Raw genomic sequence first — 17,508 nt, forward strand, 5'->3', positions numbered from 1 at the left:
GCGTCGAGCGCAACCGGCTTGGCGGGCCCGTGACGCCGCGCGGGTTTCGACACGGTCTTCGCCGTGCGGACCCTGGCATATGGACGGCGCTGCCGCGATCGTGCGGCCTGACGGCTCAACACCCAGAATGAGAGAACCGATGAACCCCTTCCGCCGCGCGCTGACGCTCGCCGCCCTCTCCCTGGCCCTGCCGCTGGCGACGGCCGCCGCGCAGGCGCAGGACCGGCTGCCGACCATCCCGCCGAAGGACTACAGCCCCGAGCAGAAGCAGGCGGCCGAGGCCTTCGCGCAGGCCCGGGGCAAGCCGCCCTTCGGGCCGTTCGAGCCGCTCATGTATTCCCCGGAGGTGATGACGCTGGCCCGGTCGATGGGCGACTACCTGCGCTTCAAGCCGAAGATCGGCACCACGCTCTCGGAACTGGTGATCCTGATGACCGCCCGCCGCTGGACGCAGGATTACGAATGGTACGTCCACGCGCCGATCGCCGAGAAGGCCGGTATCGCCCCCGAGATCATCGCGGCGATCCGCGACGGCCGCCGGCCTGCGAAGATGAGCGACGACGAGACCATCGTCTACGACTTCACCGCGGAACTGCAGGACACCAAGCGCGTCTCCGACGCGACCTTCGCGCGGGCCGAGGCCCGGTTCGGCAAGCCCGGTGTCGTCGATCTGGCGGCGATCTCGGGCTACTACACGTTTCTGGCCATGGAGCTGAACGCGGCGCGCTATGCGATTCCCGCGGACGGCAAGCCCCTGCCGCGCCTGCCCGAGTGAGCCGGCTTATCCACAGCCCGTCAGCTGGGAAATCGGTGTTTTCCACAGGGTTCGAAGGGCGTTGCGCGAACGGCCGGGGCGACGTTGACGGAACGTTAACCCTTATGGCTTGTTCTCTTTTCGTTCCCGGACGCAACGAAGGAGAACCCGATGCTGACCCAGGTCCTGGCCCAGCGCGATGATCACGTGTGCCCCGTCGAGGCGATCAGCACCGCGTATCTCGGCTTCGCCGGCGGCGACGCCGGCATCGCCCTGCGTTGCGCGATCGCCGACGCTCTGTCCGACCTGATGGAGGCCGAGCGGCGCACCCGTGAGCGCAGCCGCCTGATCTCCCGCGGGTACATCCGGACCGCCCCCGATCCGGAGGGCGCGCCGACAAGCTGAACAGTTGCTGCAGGGCGGCTTCAGCTTCGGTGCAGCGCGGGTTTGGCACTGTCTCTCTCGTGATCCGGGACGCCGCAGGCGGTCCCCGGTTTTCTGGAGACAGGTCATGACACGCATCGCTCTGCTCTCGGCCGCCGCGCTGATCGGCGCGGGCTCCCTGGCCTCCACGACCGCCGAAGCCCGCGGCGGCGGTGCCATCGCGGCGGGCATCATCGGCGGCCTCGCGGCCGGCGCGCTGATCGGCGCCGCAACCCAGGCCCATGCGGCGCCTGGTTACGGCTATGGCTATGCCGATTACGGCTACGCCCCCGCCCCGGTGGCGGTACGGCCGGCCCCGGTCTACCGCGTCTACGAGGAGGATGCGCCGGTCTACGCCACACGCCGGACCGTGACGTACGAGCGGGTTCCTGTCGGCTACGGCCCCGCCCGCCACTGGCACGGTGACTGGGATGGCGGCTACGGTTATCGCGGCTGGTGAGTTTTAGTGAGCCCAGGGGCGCTCCGGGTGCCGTGACGGCGCCCGGGCGCGTGGCTTAAGACGGCGGCGGCATCGGGCCGATTCGGCCTCCGACACTCAACCGACGCATCCATGCTGGTCCACGAAGGCGAGACGCGCAGCCCGGCGGCCGACAGGGCGCTCGCCCTTTCGCTCGCGGGGGTGGCCGGCGCGCTGAACACCGCCGGGTTCTACGCGGTCGGCCTCTACGCCTCGAACATGACCGGGAACGTCTCGGCGATCTCCGACCGCACAGGCACGGGCGATCTCGTCCTCGCCGCGCAGGCCTGCCTGCTCGTGGTCCTGTTCGTGCTCGGGGCAACGACCTCGACGTTGATGATCCGGCGCCGCCGCCGGAAAGCCGGTCCCGGCGCATATGCCTACAGCGTCTGCGCGGAGGCGCTCCTCCTCGTCGCCGTGGGCCTGCTCGTCCTGCCGCTTGCCGAGCCGGTCCGGAGCCACACCCTGGTCCTCGGCCTGAGCTTCATCCTGGGCCTGCAGAATGCGGCGGTGACCAAGATCTCCGAGGCGCGGGTGCGGACCACGCACGTGACCGGCATGATCACCGATATCGGGATCGAGCTCGCGCGTTGGCTGGACCGCGACGCATCCGCGTCCGATCGGCTGAAGCCGCATGATCCGGCGCGGCTGCGGCTGTATCTGCTGACCGTCGGCGCCTTCCTGGGCGGCGGCTTGGTGGGTGTGGTCGCGTATCGGCTCGTCGGCGTGGCGCTGCTGTTCGCGGCGGCCGCGATCCTGGCCTGCCTCGCCCTGCCCGCCCTCAGGCGCTGATATCGAGAAGCTGGCCCATCATGCGGTCGGCGGTGCGCGCCACCGCGGTATTGAGCGCGAAGGCCGATTTGGACCCGACCAGATCCGCGGCGGCACTCGTGAGATCCACCTGGGCGGCGGGCGGCAGAGCCGTGTCGCCGACCGGGGCACCGCTCGCCGCGATGGTCTCGGCCGCCTTCCCGAGCCGGTCGGTGGCCCGGGTCATGCCGGTCGTGGCGGTCTGAAGGGCGTCGATCATGCCGGAATCTCCCCGCGGGCGATCCTGGCAGGGAGACGACAAGAGCCGGTTTCGGTGACCACTCAAATGCGAACGATCCCGGCCGACCCGCGCCGCAGGCGTCTCAACCCCGCGGCGCACACACGGTGACCGGGGAGGCCCCGCCATAGGGCCGCTCCGCTTCGGCGATCTGCTTCGCGGCGGCCTCGCAGGCTTGCTTGCTGTTGAACTCGACCGATCCGATCGCGGAGCCCGAGCCGGCGAGCATGATGATGAGCACGTAGACCACGCCATTCTCCTCCGGCGCCCCGGTCCGACGGGCGGTGCGCGGGCTGGGTTTCACGGGGCTGCGAACCGGTTGCGACCGCACGGACGGGCGCGTCGCGATGGCGGGGTGGTGCGGACGGCGGGACTCGAACCCGCACGGCCTTGCGGCCGCAAGATTTTAAGTCTCGTGCGTCTACCGGTTCCGCCACGTCCGCATGCGCCCTCGGTAGCGGGGGCGGCGGGCCCGATCAAGCGGGGGGCGTCCAGCCGTAGAGCCAGGCGTAGCGGTCGCGCATGCCGTCCGGGCCGAGCCGGGCGATCACGGCGTTGCGCACGAGCGCCACCACGCCGCCGGCATGATAGGTGCGGCCGTTGCTCCGTGCCGCCTTCTGGACGCGTCGCACCCGGCCGGTCCGCGCGCCCGAGAACGCGGCGAGCGCCGCCGGCACATCCGCATGGTCCGCGAGGGCACGCGTCAGGACTGCGGAATCCTCGATCGCCAGGGCCGCCCCCTGCGCGAGGTAGGGCAGGACCGGATGGGCGGCGTCGCCGATCAGCGCGACCCGGTCGCGAGCGAGCGGACGCGCCACGGCCCGGTCGGCGAGCGACCAGACCAGCCAGGAATCCGGAAGGCTCAGAAGGTCGCGCAGCGGCCCGGCACAGCCGCGCAGATGCCCGCGCAGGACGGTCGGCTCCCCGAGGCGGCCCCAGCCCTCGTCGCTTACCGCCTCGGGAACGACCGCCACGACATTGAGGAACTGTCCGTCCCGCACCGGGTAATGCACCACGTGCCGGCCGCGGCCGAGCCAGAGACCGGTCGCGGCGCCGCGCAACTCCTCCGGTACCGCCTCCATGGGGATCAGCGCCCGCCACGCTGCGGCCTGGCCCGGGCGAAGCGGCGCCGTATCGAGATGGGTGCGCAGGCGCGACCGAATCCCGTCCGCACCGATCGCGAGGTCGAAGGCGACATCCTGGGCACCGCTCGCGCCCTCGACGGTGAGGGCGGCCTCGGACGGTGTCTGGGCGACGGCCGTCACGGTGCGGCCCATCATCAGTCGGATCGCCGAACGACTGCGCAGCGCGTCGAGGAGCAGGGTCTGCAGGTCTGCGCGGTGGATGACGTAGTAGGGCGCGCCGAAGCGCGCCTGCGCCTGCGCGCCGAGCGCCACGCTGCCGATGCGGCGGCCGCTGTCGAGGGCCCGGATCTCCACCGACGGCGGCTCGCTCGCCGCCCGGCGCAGGGCGGCCGAGAGACCTAGGCCGGCCAGAACCCGGCTCGCATTGGGCGAGATCTGGATCCCGGCCCCGACCTCGCTGAAGCCGGTCCGGCGCTCGATCACCGTCACGGCATGGCCGGCATCCGACAGCGCCAAAGCCGCCGTCAGCCCGCCGATCCCGGCACCGACGATCCCGATCCGCAGAGATGGCCTGTCAGAGGGCACGGGGGGCGGCGCCTACTCCGCCGCGAGCTTGGCGTCGTCCCGCCACACGCAGGCCTGCGGCTCCGCCTCGTCGGCCTTCAGGCCGGCCCGGTAGCGATAGAGCGTCGAGCAGTACTGGCAGATGATCTCGTTGTCGGCGCCCATGTCCAGGAACACGTGCGGGTGGTCGAACGGCGGCAGCGCGCCGATGCACATGAACTCCTTCACGCCCACGGTGATCACCGGCACGCCCGGCTCGTTGTGGAAGTGCGGTACCGCCTTGCCTGCCATCCGGCCCTCGCCTGCCCCGTGACCGATCGCGCGGCGAATCTGCCCGCGCGCGCCCGGGCGCCTCGCGGCCGCTTATGCCGCCAGCCCCGCAGCCGGCGCAAGCCTCGCTCCTCCTGCATCGGACGCGGCTTGGCCTCCAGCGCGCCGCACCGTACATAGAGCGACCCCCGATTGACGACGCCGCGAAAAAGTCCCGACCATGCAGCAGGAACAGGCCAGTGCGCAGGGTGCGCGCCGCGCCCCGGAACCGCCGATTCACGGTCCCGAGGGCTTCGAGGGCATGCGCCGGGCCGGGCGCCTCACCGCCGAGGCCCTCGACCTGCTCATGGAGGCGACGCAGCCCGGCGTCACCACCGAGGAACTCGACAAGCTCGCTTACACCTTCGCCATGGATCACGGCGCCTATCCGGCCTCGCTGCTCTATCGCGGCTATCCGAAGTCGATCTGCACCTCGATCAACCACGTGGTCTGCCACGGCATCCCCAACGACAAGCCCCTGCGCGAGGGCGATATCGTCAACCTCGACATCTGCCTGATCCTCGACGGCTGGCACGGTGATTCGAGCCGCATGGCCTATGTCGGCGAGGTGCCGCGCAAGGCCCAGCGCCTGTGCGAGATCACCTACGAGGCGCTGATGCGCGGCGTCGCGGCGGTGAAGCCCGGCGGCTCGACCAACGACATCGGCCGGGCGATCCAATCCTTTGCCGAGAGCGAGCGCTGCTCGGTGGTGCGCGACTTCTGCGGACACGGGCTCGGACGCACCTATCACGACGCGCCCACGATCCTGCACTACGTCGAGGCGAGCTACGACGTGCCGTTCAAGCCCGGCCAGTTCTTCACGATCGAGCCGATGATCAATCTCGGGCGCCCCGCCGTGAAGGTGCTGGGCGACGGCTGGACCGCCGTGACCCGCGACCGTTCGCTCTCCGCCCAGTTCGAGCACACCGTCGGCGTCACCGAGACCGGCGTCGAGATCTTCACGGTCTCGCCGAAGGGGCTGCACCAGCCCGTCAACCCGGCGGCCTGACCGGCCGTGGCGCCGGGGCCGGACGAGGGTGAGGCGGGGCTGTTCGCTGACAGTGCCGTCCCGTCGTCCGTGGAGAAGGAGCCGCCGCACTACCACGGCCACCGGGACCGCCTGCGGGAGAAGTTCGCGACGGTCGGCGGCGACGCGCTCCCCGATTACGAATTGCTGGAACTCGTCCTGTTCCGGGCGATCCCGCGGCGCGACGTGAAGCCACTCGCCAAGGCGCTGGTCGCCCGGTTCGGCAGCTTCGCCGAGGTGGTCAGCGCCGAGCCGGCGCGGCTCCTGGAGGTGGAAGGGGTGAGCGCCGGGGTCGCCTCGGACCTCAAGGTGATCGAGGCGGCGGGCCGGCGGCTTGCCCGCGGTGCGATCCGTGAGCGCGCGCTTCTGGCATCGTGGAGCGCGCTGCATGAGTACCTGCGCGCCACCATGGCGTTCGCGCCGCGCGAGGAATTCCGCATCCTGTTCCTCGACAAGCGCAACCACCTCATCGCGGACGAGGTGCAGGGGCGCGGCACCGTCGACCACACGCCGGTCTATCCCCGCGAGGTCGCCCGCCGGGCGCTGGAACTGTCGGCGACCGCGATCATCCTGGCCCACAATCATCCGTCCGGCGATCCGGCCCCGTCCGCCGCCGACGTGGCGATGACCCGCGAGATCGTGACCGTCCTGGCGCCGCTGAAGATCGTGGTGCACGATCACGTGATCCTCGGCCGCAACGGTCACGCTAGCCTGAAAGGCCTGAAGCTCATCTGATCCTCCGGCCGCCTTGAGCGTTATCGCCTGCGGATATAGCCATGAATGAATGGCGCGCCTCTTGCCTCAGAAGCGGGAGCGTACGGGAGGAGTGAGATGGCGGTGACGGCCTTCGACGAGATGAACGGGATCGGCGCGTCCGATCCGGCTGCCGTCCGTGACGCCTATGGCCAGCTCAAGGCCTGGCTGGAATCCACGCCACCCGAGCATTTCAACACCCGTCGCAGTCAGGCCGAGCTGCTCTTCCGCCGGATCGGCATCACCTTCGCGGTCTACGGCGACAACGAGTCGACCGAGCGCCTGATCCCGTTCGATATCATTCCCCGGGTGATCACCAAGCCGGAATGGGCCTTCCTGGAGCGTGGGCTGAAGCAGCGGGTCACCGCCATCAACCTGTTCCTGAAGGATATCTACGGCGCCCAGGAGTGCATCAAGGCCGGCATCATCCCGGCCGATCTCGTCTACCGGAACGCCCATTACCGCATGGAGATGCGGTCCTTCCGGGTCCCCCACGACCTCTACGTCCACATCGCCGGCATCGACATCGTGCGGACCGGCGAGAACGACTTCTTCGTCCTGGAGGACAATGCCCGGATCCCGTCTGGCGTCTCCTACATGCTGGAGAACCGGGAGGTGATGCTGCGCCTGTTCCCGGACCTGTTCTCCAAGCACCGGGTCGCGCCGGTGGAGAACTACCCGGACTCCCTGCTCGCAACCCTGCGCAGCCTCGCGCCGGGCTCGACGACCCGAGACCCCACGGTCGTGCTGCTGACGCCCGGCCGCTACAATTCCGCGTTCTACGAACACTCGTTCCTGGCCGACAAGCTCGGCGTCGAGCTGGTGGAGGCATCCGACCTCTTCACCAAGGACGACGTGGTCTACATGCGCACCACCGAGGGGCCGCGGAAGGTCGATGTGATCTACCGCCGCCTCGACGACGATTTCCTCGACCCGCTGGTCTTCCGGCCCGATTCGGTGCTGGGCGTGCCCGGCCTGATGAACGCCTACGAGCGCGGCTCCGTCACCTTGGCGAACGCGGTCGGCACCGGCATCTCGGACGACAAGGCCGTCTACAGCTACATGCCGGAGATCGTGAAATTCTTCACCGGCGAGGAGCCGATCCTGCACAACGTGCCGACCTATCGCTGCCGCGAGAAGGACGCCTTCGCGTACGTGATGGACAACCTCTCCGAGTTGGTGGTGAAGGAAGTCAACGGTTCGGGCGGCTACGGCATGCTGGTCGGCCCGCACGCCAGCAAGCGCGAGCTGGACGACTTCGCCCGAAAGCTCAAGCACGCGCCCGACGGGTTCATCGCCCAGCCGACTCTCTCGCTCTCCACCTGCCCGACCTTCGTGGCCTCCGGCGTTGCGCCCCGTCACGTCGACCTGAGGCCCTTCGTGCTGTGCGGGGCGGACAAGATCCGGATCGTGCCGGGCGGTCTGACCCGGGTGGCGCTGAAGGAAGGGTCCCTGGTGGTCAATTCCAGCCAGGGCGGTGGCACGAAGGACACCTGGGTGCTCGACGCCTAAGGTCCGCGACGTCCGGACGTTCCGAGGCGCGGACACCGTGGTCCGCACGACTTGGCTGAAGACCGATGCTTTCCAGGACTGCCGACAATCTCTTCTGGCTCTCGCGCTACGTGGAGCGGGCCGACTTCGTCGCCCGTATCCTCGATGCGGCCCACCGTTTCGCCTCGCTGCCGACGAGCTACGGCGGCGGCGGGAGCAACGAGTGGGAATCCGCCCTCGCCTCGGCCGGCGACCCGGACGCGTTCAAGACGCACTACAGCGCCGTGAACGCCGACACGGTCTGCGATTTTCTGGCCTTCAGCCCGCACAACCCGTCCTCGATCCGCTCCTGCATCGAGGCGGCCCGCGAGAATGCCCGCTCGGTGCGCACGGCGCTCACCACCGAGATGTGGGACGCGATCAACGGCGCGTGGCTGGAGCTGCGCAACTACGCCGGCAAGGACCTCAACCGCGACGAGTTCGGCCGCTTCCTCGACTGGGTGAAGACCGTCTCGCTGACCTTCGATGGCTCGGCCTTCCGGACGATGCTGCGCAACGACGCCTTCTGGTTCACACGGCTCGGCACGGCGATCGAGCGGGCCGACAACACCGCCCGCATCCTCGACGTGAAGTACCAGATCCTGCTGCCGCACGACGAGACGGTGGGCGGCAGCCTCGACTACTTCCAGTGGACCACGATCCTGCGCGAAGTCTCGGCGTTCAATGCCTATCACTGGGTGTATCGCGAGAGCGTCAAGCCGCTGCTGGTCGCCGACCTGCTGATGCTCAACAAGCAGATGCCGCGCTCCTTCGCCAATTGCTACGGCGTGATCGTCGAGTATCTGGATCTCATCGCCGACGCCTACGGGCGCCGGGGCCCGAGCCAGCGGCTCGCCGGCAACATGCTGGCGAAACTGGAAGGCGAGGATATCAACCGAGTCTTCGCCTCAGGGCTGCACGAATTCGTCGAAGCGTTCATTGCCGAGAACAACAGGGTGGGCGAGGCGATCGCCAAGCAGTATCTGGTCGGCTGAACGAGACGGACAGGACAGCGCATGCGCATCCGCGTGGTTCACGAGACCATCTACACCTACGAGCAGCCGGCCCGCGGGCTCGTGCAGGTCCTGAGGCTGACGCCCCGGGATCATGACGGCCAATACGTCCGCACATGGCGGATCGACACCACCATCGACGGGCGGCTCACCGCCCGCGAGGACGGGTTCGGCAATGTCGTCCATTGGTTCACGCCGGACGAGCCGGCGGACGCCCTCACCATCCGCGTGACCGGCGAGGTCGATACCGATGACACGAATGGTGTCGTGCGCGGCACTGTTGAACGCCTGCCGGATCAGTTCTTCCTGCGCGACACGGATCTGTGCGCGGCGAGCCCCGAGCTGCACGCCTTCGCGGAACGCGTCGCCGCGGAGGGCGACGGTGCGGTTCTGGCTCTCCTCCACAGGCTGATGGGCGCCGTCCGCGGCGCGGTGACCTACGAGCCCGGCCCCGCCTCCAGCGCGGTTCCAGCCGCCAAGGCCTTCGCGGCCGGGAGCGGCGTCTGCCAGGATCTCGCCCACGTCTTCCTTGCCGCCGCCCGCCACATCGGCATCCCGGCCCGCTACGTGGCCGGTTATCGGGCCCGGGACGACGGGCAGGCGGATGTCGAGGCGCCCCATGGCTGGGTCGAGGCCCTGGTGCCGGATCTCGGCTGGGTGGCGTTCGATCCGTGCTACGACGTCAGCCCCTCGGACAACTACATCCGCGTCGCAACGGGCCTGGACTATCTCGGCGCGGCCCCGATCCGCGGCAGTCGCACGGGGGGTGGCACCGAAACACTGGACGTGAAGCTCCGGGTCGAGCAAGGCAGGACCGCCGCCCAGTCCTGATCGTTCAGACACCGGTCCGCCGGCCGTAGGAGAACCCGAAGACGATGACCTACTGCGTCGGTGTCCTGGTCGAGGAAGGGCTGGTGATGGTCGCCGACACCCGCACCAATGCGGGGCTCGACGATATCTCGACCTACCGAAAGCTGCACCATTTCAACGTGCCGGGCGAGCGGGTGATGATGCTCGCCTCGGCCGGTAACCTCTCGATCACCCAGTCTGTCCTCAGCATGCTTCAGGAGGGCGTGCCCGGCGAGGAGGACGACGAGCCGCCGCAGAAGCTCGTCGAGGCGCCGACCATGTTCCAGGCCGCGCAGCTGATCGGCCGGGCCATCCGACGGGTGCGGGCGATCGAGAAGGACGGGTTCGAGGCGGCCAACATCCGGTTCTCGATCTCGCTGCTGTTCGGCGGCCAGATCGGGAATGGCGAGATGCGCCTGTACCTGATCTATTCGGCCGGCAATTTCATCGAGTGCAGCACCGATGCGCCCTTCCTTCAGATCGGCGAGCACAAGTACGGCAAGCCGATCCTCGACCGGGCGGTGAGATACACGACCGAGCTGTACGACGCCCTCAAGGTCAGCCTCGTCTCGATGGATTCGACCATGCGGTCGAATCTCGGCGTGGGGCTGCCGATCGACATCGCCCTGGTTCGCCGGAACGCGCTGACGCTGGAAGTGAATCACCGGATCGAGGCTGGTGAGGGCTACTTCCACGACCTGCGCGAGCGCTGGTCGGCGGCGCTCCGGGCCGCGCATCGGGCGATCCCGCGGCCGCCTTACGGGCCGGCGGACAAATAGGGCTTGTGCGTAGGGCTTGCGCGAGGATCCGATCCGGCGCCGTGTCCGCGCGGACTCGCGGTTGATATCGCCCCGCCCGTCGTCCCGAGCGGAGCAAAGGGCCCCGGGTACGTGCCGGTCGCGAGGCCCGTGCGCCGACCAGGTTGCGCCCCTCACGCGGGGGCGCGATCGGCCGAGCTCCAGGCTTTCAGGAGGGCCTGCGCGGCCTTGGCCGGCTCGCACGCTCGCATCAGCCCACCCATGACGGCGACCGCCGCCGCCCCGGCGGCCCGGCATCCGTCAATTCGGTCCGCGTCGAGACCGCCGAGCGCCACGATCGGAAGCTCGCGATCGCAGGCCGCCGCGAGCCCCGCGAGGCCGAGCGCCGGGCCGTAGCCCGGCTTGCTGGCGGTCGCATAGATCGGGCTGAGGGTGGCGTAATCGGCACCGGCCGACGCCGCCTGGGCGACCTCGTGCGTCGCATGGGCCGACACGCCGATCAGCGCCCGCTCTCCCAGTGCCGCCCGTGCCGCCGCGATGGCCTCCAGTCCCGAGCCGCCGCCGAGATGGACGCCGTCGGCCCCGAGGGCGCGCGCCAACGCGACGTCACCGCCGACCGTCAGGACGCCTTTCGCGGCCCGCACGCGCTCTGCCACGGCCTCGCCGAGGCGCCGACGGGCGTCCGTTTCCAGATCGCGATCCCGGAACCAGATCCAGCGCCCGCCGCCATCGAGGATCGCCTGCACCGTCTCAGCGAGCGGCCGTGGATGCCCGTGCCGGTCCGTAACCGCGAGCAGCGGCGACGGCAGCGCCCTCACGAGCCGACGAGGCCGAGTTGCGGGCTCGATGGCTCGGCCCGGCCGCGGCGGGGAATGCGCCCGGCGCAATACGCGTCGCGCCCGGCCTCCACCGCCCGGCCCATGGCGCGGGCCATGCGCACGGGATCGTCGGCCTTGGCCACCGCGGTGTTGATCAGGCAGGCGGCGGCGCCGAGTTCCATGGCGATCACCGCATCCGAGGCGGTGCCGATCCCGGCATCGACCACGACCGGCACCTTCGCCCGGCGGCAGATCAGTTCGAGATTGGCCGGGTTGGCGATACCCATCCCGGACCCGATCAGTGAGCCCATGGGCATCACGGCGGCGCAGCCAATATCCTCCAGGCGCTGGCATACGATCGGGTCGTCGTTGCAGTAGGGCAGCACCACGAAGCCGTCATCGACGAGATGGCGGCAGGCCTCGATCAGCTCCATCACGTCCGGGTAGAGCGTCTCCCGGTCACCGATCACCTCGACCTTGATCCAGTTGGTATCGAGCGCCTCACGGGCGAGTTCGGCGGTCATGATCGCGTCGCGGGCCGTCTCGCAGCCGGCGGTATTCGGCAGGAAGCGCTTGCCCTTCAGGATCTTGACCGTGTCCGAGCCGTGGCCCTGCAGCGAGACCCTGCGGATCGAGGCGGTGACCACGTCGGCGCCGCTCGCCTGAACGGCGTCGCGCATGATCGCCTGCGTCGGATAGCCGGCGGTGCCGATGAACAGTCGCGACGACAGGCTCACGCCGGCGATGGTCAGGCTGTCATCCCCACCTTCGGGACGCAGCGGCGTATGGGTCTGATCCATGCTCAACCTCCCTGCATGGCGCGAACGATCTCGACGCGGTCGCCCTCCGCGATCCGGGTTTCCCCCCAGTCGCGGCGGCGCAGCACCCGGCCGTTCAGCGCGATGGCGACGCCCTGCGGGCTCTCGATGCCGCTCTCCGCGGCTTCGAGGCGGAACAGCGCGTCCACGGTCTCGGCCGCGCAGTCGCGCGGCTCACCGTTGACGACGAGCTTCATGCCGAGGCCCTCAGCGCGTCCGGCTGGCCGAAGCGCAGGCGGGTGAAGGGACGGGCGACCTCGGGCAGCGCGCCGTGCAACACCAGCGCGGCGATCGCCTCGGCGGTGATCGGGGCGAGCAGGTAGCCGTTGCGGTGATGCCCCGTGGCGGCGACGAGGCCCGGTGCGATGGTGTCGAGGATCGGCGCGTCGTCGTCCGAGGTCGGGCGGTAGCCGCTCCAGACGGCCTCGACTTCCATCTCCTCGATACCTGGCAGCACCCGGCGGGCACCCTCCAGCAGCGCGTAGAGCCCGCCCGCGGTGACGCCGGGCCGGAAGCCGCAATCCTCCACGGTCGCGCCGACGATGAGCTGGCCGTCGCTCTTCGGCGCCATATGGACCTGCTCGGTCCAGACCATCCGCGCGAGGGTGCCAGTGCGGGCGGTGGTGCGCAGCGCCAGGGACTGGCCCTTCAGCGGGCGGACCGGAAGGGTGAGCGCGTCGGGGAGCAGACCGCCCTCCCCGCTCCAGGCGCCGGAGGCCAGGATGACGGTCTCCGCGGCGACGACGCGGTCGCCGGCGCGGATCCCGGTCACGCGGCCGCCCGACCAGTCGAGGGTGGTGACGGCGGTCCGCTCCACCAGGATCACACCGGCCCGGCGACAAGCCTCGGTGAGGGCCTCCATGACCAGACGGGGATCGACCTGATGGTCCAGCGGGCAGTGGATCCCGGCGGTGACGGAGGGGCGCAGGCCGGGCTCCAGGCGCCGCACCTCGCTGCCCGGCAGCCAGGTGGCGTCGAGTCCCGAGCGGCGCTGCAGGTCGTAGCGGAAGCGCAGGCGTTCGACCTCGTCGCGGCCGACCGCCAGCACCAGGGTGCCGTCGGCCCGATAGTCGATGGTTCGGCCGGACTCGGCCTCAAGGGCGTCGCGGAAGCCGGGCCAGAGCTGGAGCGAGTCCAGGGCGAGCGGCAGAAGCGGGTCCGAGCCGGGCTCGTGCTCGGCGGCCGGAGCAAGCATGCCGGTGGCCGCGAGGCTCGCGCCCGCGCCGATCGTCTCCCGCTCCAGCACGGTCACCGTGCGGCCGGCCCGCGCGAGCCGCCACGCGATCGACAGACCGATCAGCCCGCCGCCGATGACGGCGACGTCGGTCCGCGCCGGCAGGACGGCGGGCGCGACGACGCCCTCGGGATTGCGGCGGCTGCCGATCGGTGAGGCAGGTCGGTCGAAGGGCACAGGCATCTCCGCGGATTGCCGTCGCGGGGAGCGGGCCGTGCGCTTCTACCAGAAGCTGTGGCCTGCCTTTCGGGCGGCCGCGGTCCAATCCCTACGCCGGTATGAGCCGGATCAGGTTCGAAGGATTTCCGCGCCGCAGGTCCTGAGGGACGTGCCAGCGGTTTCTCAGCCCCTTGCCGGGGATCTCCCTGGAACAGACGCAGATGTGGCGTCACGGCTTGTGCCGGTCAACCCCGCGCCGCCGCCCCTGCATCATTCCCGTGACAATCCGCGGGTCGCGGTGACAGTCCAGACACCAAGCGGACCGGAATCGGCGCGCGGACAGCCGTCGCGATAGGCGGCGCGCACCATCCCTTCACGCGTCTGGGATCTGATCGCCGGGATCCCGGACCTTCTCCGGGCGCCGGCACTCCACGTCACGGGCGAATTTGCGTGCGCACAATCCTGTTGATCTGCATGCTCGGCTTTCTCGGCGTCACGGCCGTCCTGAAGGTGCGCGACGGCATGCGGGCGGCGCCGGTCGCGCTCGCCGTCGCACCGCCGCCTGAGCCGGATCTCGCAGGCCGTGCCGCCGCCGGTGTGGCCCTCCAGGCTGGCCGCAACGGCCACTTCTTCGTCAACGCTCTGCTGGACGGCCGTTCACTGCCGATGATGGTGGATACCGGGGCGAGCGCCTGCGCGTTCTCCGAGGAGGACGCCGCGCGGATCGGGATCCAGGTCGCTGCGTCCGACTTCACGCGCGTCTGGAACACCGCGAACGGGACGGTTCGCGTGGCGCCGATCCGGATCGCGATCGTGCAGATCGGATCGATCACCGTGCGAGACGTCGATGCGGTCGTGATCCCGCGCGGGCTCCTGTCCACCAGCCTGCTGGGCATGTCATTCCTCAGGCGCCTGCGCGATTTCGGCGTCTCCGGCAGCACGATGACTCTGAGGGGCTGAAACGCCCGAACGCCCATGCCGATCTCTGGGGTCGCGGCGCGCCAACGGCGGCCGGCGCGGCCCGTCTCCCCGGGATCGGCTGCGGGATCAGGTCGATCACGCGGCCGATCCTGCGCGGAAAATATTCGGTGCGCAGGCCACGGGCGGCCCGATGATGGATGGTCCCCGACCGGTTGAGTAATTCAATTCTTCCCGGTTAATTTATAGATCTTAGATTATTGTGTTTGAATATTTCTGAGTCTTACCTCGATAAAGCTGCAAATATGCTGATCAATCAAAATTATTATGGAGCAATCGGTCGTTTTGTCAATGTGCTGATGTGGTGCTAGGAGCCAATATGACTGCGCGTTCGAGGCGTAAGCGCATGACGGGGCGGCTTCAGGATGAAGAATCGCGAATCCACGATCTGCTTATCCATGATTGTGAAGAACGAAGCCCACGTGATCCGTCGGTGCATCGACTCTGTTCGTCCGATCATCGATCATTGGATCATCGTTGACACTGGATCGACGGATGGAACACAGGATATTGTCCGTGCCGCGCTCGCGGACATACCGGGGGCCTTGGTCGAGCGCCCCTGGGTCGATTTTGCCTTCAATCGGAACGAGGCCCTGAAACTCGCGCGGCGTCACGCGCAGTACGCTCTGATCATCGATGCGGATGATGAGCTGGTGATCCCGGCCGACTTCACGATGCCGAAGTTGCATGCGCCCGGCTATCGGTTCGAGATCATCGACGAGCAGACGCGATACTGGCGCACCCAGTTGGTCAGATGCCGGGAAAACTGGCGCTACCGGGGCGTCCTGCACGAATTTCTCAGCTGCCCCGGCGTCTCCGAGACACCGGTCCTTCCCCTCGCGATGCGCCGGGGTGATGACGGCGCCCGTCACCGCGACACCACGGCGGACGCGCGGGATATCGCCGTTCTTAAGAAGGCGTTGGCGGTCGAGACCGATCCCCACATGATCGCCCGATACACGATGTACCTCGGGACAACGTATAATGCTGCTGGAGAATACAGGAAAGCTCTCGAATGCTTTCTGAAGCGAGCAGAGCTGGGCGGATGGGACGAGGAGGTCTATTACAATCTGCTGATGGCCGCCGTGAACGCGGAGCGCCTCGATGAGCCGGAGGACAGAGTGTTGCAGCTCTACGAGCGCGCGACCTCCGTCCGCCCCGCGCGGGCGGAAGCGCGCCACGGGGCCAGTCGGTTCTGCCGGTTGAGGAAGCGGTTCGCGGACGGATATCGATACGCGGAGGCGGGCCTGGCACTCGAACTTCCGAGCGAGGGGATTTCCCTGAATCCGTGGGTCTACGAGTACGGCATACTCGAAGAGTTCGCCATCAACGCGTACCATATCGGCCAGTACAGCGCCTGCGGACATGCCTGCTTGAAGATCCTCGAACGGAGGCATGTCCCGAAGGAGGTGGCCATACACGCCGGCGCCTTGGCCCGGGCGGTGATGGCGAGGATGATCGACCCGGTCTGGGGTTGCCGACACAACCCCTACACTCTGCCGTTCGTGCCGACGTGGTGAGCCGAGCGGCGCACGGATCGGCTGCGAGCCCGGGTTCACGGCGGACGGGTGGGACGGCTTCCTAACGCCGAGAGCCGATCGAGGACGCGATCGGAGAGGGGCTCAGCTGGATTTGCGCGGGCGCAGGAACTTTGGCCGGAAGACCGCCATGGGCTCGTCGAACCCGTTGAGCCGGTGCTCGCCCAGCGGGATCGGATCCCCCCAGAGGAAGTCCACGAAGGGCTTGGACATCAGCAGCGGCTCGCCGAGGGTGCGATTCAGCTGCGCGATGCGGCTCGCGAGGTTCACGTCGCGGCCGATCACCGTGAAATCGAGGCGGGAGCCGGACCCGACATTGCCGTAGGCGGCCTCGCCGTGGTGGAGCGCGATGCCCGCGGCCACCGGTACCGGGAACTGGTGCAGGGCGTTCGCTTCGTCGAGGGCCGCCAGGGCGTGCTGGGCCGCCGTGAGCGCACCCTTGGCCGCGCCGCCGAGGTCGTCACCGGACTCCCGGAAGATCGCCAGCAGACCGTCGCCGAGATACTTCAGGACCTCGCCGCCCTCCCGCTCGATCGGCGGCACGAGGCAGTCGAAGAACACGTTGAGCAGGCCGACGGCCTCCTCGGGCGTCATGTCGGCGGAGGTCCGGGTGTAGTCGCGCATATCGGCGAACAGGATCGCCGAGCGGATCCGCGTCACCTGTCCGCGGCGGATGTCGCCGGCCAGGATCGCCCGGTGCGGCTCGTCGCCGACATAGAGCCGCAGGACGTGGTCGAGCTGCTTGTTGAGGACGCGCATCTCCATCACGGCCGCCAGCGCCGGCATGACGAAGCGCAGGATCGCGATGTCGTCGTCCCGGAACCCCTCAGGGGCCCGCGTGGCGAAGGTGATGCCGTTCTGGGTGCCGTTCGTGAAGAACAACGGCGCCACCACGTAGTGGGTGTAGCCGCCGGCCTTCAGGTCCGGAACGATCGCGTAAGCGTCGTCCGGCGTCTTGGACAGGTCGAGGATCAGCCAGTCGCCGGTGGCGTGGACGGTATGGAACGGGCTGTTGAGATAGGCGTCCGTCGAGCGGGCGCCGTGCGGGAACAGCCGCACGGTGGTGCCGCCGTCCCGGGTCCAGATCCGGCCAACGCCGGCATATTCCGAATGCAGGGTGTCGATGGCCGTCGATGCCCGGTCCACCGGTACGCCGACGGCGATCAGACGCTCTGCGAGTCCGGTGAGCATCTCCTCGGCGTTGGGCATCCGCGCCCCCTCGCCGAGCAGCCAGTCGCGGATGCCGACGGAGGGCTGGAGCGCGCCGAAGGGCACGTCGTCGGCCTCCGATCCGTCCGCGAAGGCCGTCGGGGATCCGGGCGGTGGCGGGCGGCGTTCGAGCATGGCGCCAGAGTGGATGCCGCGCAGCGCC

21 protein-coding genes, 1 tRNA gene and 1 riboswitch are annotated in these 17,508 nt (G+C 69.1%); of the genes, 12 read left to right on the forward strand and 10 right to left on the reverse strand.

The features are described from left to right. Nucleotides 1-139 precede the first annotated feature (139 nt). The 4 genes from ABC766_RS06280 (at nt 140) to ABC766_RS06295 (ending at nt 2,447) form a co-directional block, all read left to right on the forward strand. Nucleotides 140-775 (forward strand): carboxymuconolactone decarboxylase family protein, encoded by a 636-nt coding sequence (locus ABC766_RS06280; protein WP_051976090.1) that lies wholly within the window; start codon nt 140-142, stop codon nt 773-775. 150 nt (nt 776-925) lie between these two features. After that, on the forward strand, nt 926-1,159 hold the full coding sequence (locus tag ABC766_RS06285) for a hypothetical protein (RefSeq protein ID WP_043383304.1): 234 nt from the start codon (nt 926-928) through the stop codon (nt 1,157-1,159). 106 nt (nt 1,160-1,265) lie between these two features. After that, the gene (locus tag ABC766_RS06290; RefSeq protein WP_043755691.1) at nt 1,266-1,637 is read left to right on the forward strand and encodes a hypothetical protein; all 372 of its coding nucleotides are present in this window, start codon (nt 1,266-1,268) and stop codon (nt 1,635-1,637) included. 111 nt (nt 1,638-1,748) lie between these two features. After that, on the forward strand, nt 1,749-2,447 hold the full coding sequence (locus ABC766_RS06295) for a YoaK family protein (protein WP_345821538.1): 699 nt from the start codon (nt 1,749-1,751) through the stop codon (nt 2,445-2,447). Here the strand turns inward: ABC766_RS06295 and ABC766_RS06300 are convergent. The 5 genes from ABC766_RS06300 to ABC766_RS06320 form a co-directional block, all read right to left on the reverse strand. Continuing rightward, the gene (locus ABC766_RS06300; protein WP_345821539.1) at nt 2,437-2,685 is read right to left on the reverse strand and encodes a flagellar protein; all 249 of its coding nucleotides are present in this window, start codon (nt 2,683-2,685) and stop codon (nt 2,437-2,439) included. The genes ABC766_RS06295 and ABC766_RS06300 overlap by 11 nt on opposite strands. Before the next feature lie 103 nt (nt 2,686-2,788). After that, nucleotides 2,789-2,953 carry a hypothetical protein gene (locus ABC766_RS06305; RefSeq protein ID WP_170861835.1) on the reverse strand — a complete coding sequence of 55 codons (165 nt, stop codon included), beginning with the start codon at nt 2,951-2,953 and terminating at the stop codon, nt 2,789-2,791. 106 nt (nt 2,954-3,059) lie between these two features. Beyond that, nucleotides 3,060-3,146: transfer RNA gene (locus tag ABC766_RS06310), tRNA-Leu, on the reverse strand. 33 nt (nt 3,147-3,179) lie between these two features. After that, nucleotides 3,180-4,373, reverse strand: a complete 1,194-nt coding sequence (locus ABC766_RS06315) for an FAD-dependent monooxygenase (protein ID WP_345821540.1) — start codon at nt 4,371-4,373, stop codon at nt 3,180-3,182. Nucleotides 4,374-4,385: 12 nt separating this feature from the next. Then, a complete protein-coding gene (locus ABC766_RS06320) occupies nt 4,386-4,643 on the reverse strand; it encodes a zinc-finger domain-containing protein (protein ID WP_043356067.1) in 258 nt (85 codons plus the stop codon). A gap of 199 nt (nt 4,644-4,842) precedes the next feature. Between ABC766_RS06320 and map the strand changes: the two genes are divergently transcribed. The 6 genes from map to ABC766_RS06350 all read left to right on the forward strand — a co-directional run bounded on the left by map (nt 4,843) and on the right by ABC766_RS06350 (nt 10,612). Beyond that, the gene (gene map / locus ABC766_RS06325) at nt 4,843-5,670 is read left to right on the forward strand and encodes a type I methionyl aminopeptidase (RefSeq protein WP_043356063.1); all 828 of its coding nucleotides are present in this window, start codon (nt 4,843-4,845) and stop codon (nt 5,668-5,670) included. 39 nt (nt 5,671-5,709) lie between these two features. Then, nucleotides 5,710-6,423, forward strand: coding sequence for a RadC family protein (radC, locus tag ABC766_RS06330; RefSeq protein WP_051045073.1), 714 nt, complete (start codon nt 5,710-5,712; stop codon nt 6,421-6,423). A gap of 96 nt (nt 6,424-6,519) precedes the next feature. Then, nucleotides 6,520-7,953, forward strand: a complete 1,434-nt coding sequence (locus tag ABC766_RS06335; protein ID WP_043383289.1) for a circularly permuted type 2 ATP-grasp protein — start codon at nt 6,520-6,522, stop codon at nt 7,951-7,953. 65 nt (nt 7,954-8,018) lie between these two features. Further along, entirely contained in the window at nt 8,019-8,966 is a 948-nt protein-coding gene (locus ABC766_RS06340) for an alpha-E domain-containing protein (RefSeq protein WP_043356057.1), read from the forward strand. A 21-nt stretch (nt 8,967-8,987) separates the two neighbouring features. Beyond that, complete coding sequence (locus ABC766_RS06345; RefSeq protein WP_043356055.1) at nt 8,988-9,815, forward strand: transglutaminase family protein; 828 nt, start codon at nt 8,988-8,990, stop codon at nt 9,813-9,815. Nucleotides 9,816-9,859: 44 nt separating this feature from the next. After that, nucleotides 9,860-10,612 carry a peptidase gene (locus tag ABC766_RS06350; protein WP_043356054.1) on the forward strand — a complete coding sequence of 251 codons (753 nt, stop codon included), beginning with the start codon at nt 9,860-9,862 and terminating at the stop codon, nt 10,610-10,612. Between the two features lie 152 nt (nt 10,613-10,764). Here the strand turns inward: ABC766_RS06350 and ABC766_RS06355 are convergent, their stop codons facing one another. The 4 genes from ABC766_RS06355 to thiO are packed head-to-tail and all read right to left on the reverse strand — an operon-like array spanning nt 10,765 to nt 13,644. Then, nucleotides 10,765-11,409 carry a thiamine phosphate synthase gene (locus ABC766_RS06355; RefSeq protein ID WP_287091456.1) on the reverse strand — a complete coding sequence of 215 codons (645 nt, stop codon included), beginning with the start codon at nt 11,407-11,409 and terminating at the stop codon, nt 10,765-10,767. Then, nucleotides 11,406-12,209 (reverse strand): thiazole synthase, encoded by an 804-nt coding sequence (locus tag ABC766_RS06360; RefSeq protein ID WP_043356050.1) that lies wholly within the window; start codon nt 12,207-12,209, stop codon nt 11,406-11,408. Before ABC766_RS06360 ends, ABC766_RS06355 begins: the two co-directional genes overlap by 4 nt. A gap of 2 nt (nt 12,210-12,211) precedes the next feature. After that, nucleotides 12,212-12,424, reverse strand: a complete 213-nt coding sequence (gene thiS / locus ABC766_RS06365) for a sulfur carrier protein ThiS (protein ID WP_043356047.1) — start codon at nt 12,422-12,424, stop codon at nt 12,212-12,214. After that, the gene (gene thiO, locus ABC766_RS06370) at nt 12,421-13,644 is read right to left on the reverse strand and encodes a glycine oxidase ThiO (protein ID WP_345821542.1); all 1,224 of its coding nucleotides are present in this window, start codon (nt 13,642-13,644) and stop codon (nt 12,421-12,423) included. The genes thiS and thiO overlap by 4 nt, the downstream gene beginning before the upstream one ends. Nucleotides 13,645-13,708: 64 nt before the next feature. Beyond that, nucleotides 13,709-13,837, reverse strand: a riboswitch (TPP riboswitch). Between the two features lie 293 nt (nt 13,838-14,130). Between thiO and ABC766_RS06375 the strand changes: the two genes are divergently transcribed. Together ABC766_RS06375 and ABC766_RS06380 are read left to right on the forward strand one after the other, a co-directional pair. Beyond that, nucleotides 14,131-14,580: a TIGR02281 family clan AA aspartic protease gene (locus ABC766_RS06375; protein ID WP_244447738.1), complete on the forward strand. Its 450-nt coding sequence runs from the start codon at nt 14,131-14,133 to the stop codon at nt 14,578-14,580. A 416-nt stretch (nt 14,581-14,996) separates the two neighbouring features. Next, nucleotides 14,997-16,118 carry a glycosyltransferase gene (locus ABC766_RS06380; protein ID WP_345821543.1) on the forward strand — a complete coding sequence of 374 codons (1,122 nt, stop codon included), beginning with the start codon at nt 14,997-14,999 and terminating at the stop codon, nt 16,116-16,118. A gap of 102 nt (nt 16,119-16,220) precedes the next feature. On the opposite strand, the gene ABC766_RS06385 is transcribed toward ABC766_RS06380, so the two are convergent. Beyond that, entirely contained in the window at nt 16,221-17,480 is a 1,260-nt protein-coding gene (locus ABC766_RS06385; RefSeq protein ID WP_075379617.1) for an adenylate/guanylate cyclase domain-containing protein, read from the reverse strand. Nucleotides 17,481-17,508 lie beyond the last annotated feature (28 nt).

It is taken from the genome of Methylobacterium fujisawaense, from assembly GCF_039619325.1.
GTDB lineage: Bacteria > Pseudomonadota > Alphaproteobacteria > Rhizobiales > Beijerinckiaceae > Methylobacterium > Methylobacterium fujisawaense.